The sequence below is a fragment of the Pseudanabaena sp. 'Roaring Creek' genome (assembly GCF_001402795.1).
In the GTDB taxonomy this organism is placed as follows: domain Bacteria; phylum Cyanobacteriota; class Cyanobacteriia; order Pseudanabaenales; family Pseudanabaenaceae; genus Pseudanabaena.
Map to the genome: position 1 here is coordinate 1 of NZ_LIRE01000386.1, position 1,377 is coordinate 1,377.

Genomic DNA, 1,377 nt, shown 5'->3' on the forward strand with positions numbered 1-1,377 from the left:
TTAATCATCATTTTAATCATCATTTTAATCATCATTTAGCATGAGTTCGAGATAATTTGAAATGGGTTTAGAGAAAGGGTTTGCGTAGCAAATCCTTTCTCTAAACCCAAAAGTAAAAGCCTTGCGTAGCAAGGCTTTTACTTTTGGGCTTTTAAAATTTGCCAGCTTACCCCAAACTGACGTTCATTTAGGAGTATAATTTTTGAAAACGATTATCATTTTTTGAGCGTTATGCTTGAAGTACAAAACCTGTCCGTTCGATATCGCGAAGTTTCGGCTCTGTCGGATGTTTCCTTTAGCATTGAATCGGGCTCGTTAGTGGGACTCATTGGTGCGAATGGGGCGGGTAAAAGTACCTTACTCAAAGCGATGCTCGATTTGATTCCCGCGCAGAAAGGGCAAATTTTTTATAACGGCGAACCACTGAAGCAGCAGAGGCAAAAGGTTGCTTATCTACCACAGCGATCGCAGATTGATTGGGACTATCCCGTCACTGTCTGGAATGTGGTGATGATGGCGCGGACTATGTATAGTGGTTGGTTTGGCAAAATTAGCCGTCAATCCCAAGAAATCGTCCGCCAAGTACTAGAGCGGGTGGAACTCTACGAATTGCGCGATCGCCCGATCAAACAGCTTTCAGGCGGACAGCAGCAGCGCGTATTTTTAGCGCGAGCCTTGGCGCAACAGGCAGATATTTTGTTGTTAGACGAACCGATGACTGCCGTTGACAAAAAGACAGAAGCGCTGATGTGGCAGATCTATGGCGAACTAAAGCAGGAGGGAAAGATCTTGCTGATTAGTTGCCATGAATGGGGCAATACCCTCGATCGCTACGATAGTTTGCTCCTGCTCAATCGCCATCTAGTCGCCAGTGGTACGCCCCGTCAAGTTCTCACCCCTGACAATATCCAGAGTGCCTATGGGTTGCCGCTCGAACCGCGAGGACATTGCGATCGCCCTGAAGAAGAATTGTTATTTTGTTAAAGCGCTATAAAACCCAAAAGATGAGTGGTGGCGCGAAGCGCCACCACTCATCTTTTGGGTTTTATAGCGAACCACAAGGAAAGCGTTGGAAAGCAACGCTTTCCAACGCTTTCCTTGGTTTGGGTTTGAGCGCAAAGCGCTGTATGTCCTTAGCAAAACTTACACTGTGACAGAAAGGGATGAATTTTTTAGGTGGTTTTTTAGGTATAGCCGCCGCTAACTGTATCAGGACATAAAACCCTAAAGAGAGTTGCCGCGCTCCGCGCGGCAACTCTCTTTAGGGTTTTAATTTTGTCCTAACAAAACTGGCGGCAGCTATACTATAGAATAGGCTTTCTCGATCCGCTTTAGACAATTCCATGCTCCAAATTACTAAATATACATCTCTAGCGC

The 1,377-nt window shown here is 45.5% G+C and carries 1 protein-coding gene; it reads left to right on the plus strand.

Annotation, left to right across the window (positions count from 1 at the left end):
* Positions 1–231 precede the first annotated feature (231 nt).
* Complete coding sequence (locus AC805_RS13060; RefSeq protein ID WP_055075842.1) at positions 232–984, plus strand: metal ABC transporter ATP-binding protein; 753 nt, start codon at positions 232–234, stop codon at positions 982–984.
* Positions 985–1,377: the final 393 nt, after the last annotated feature.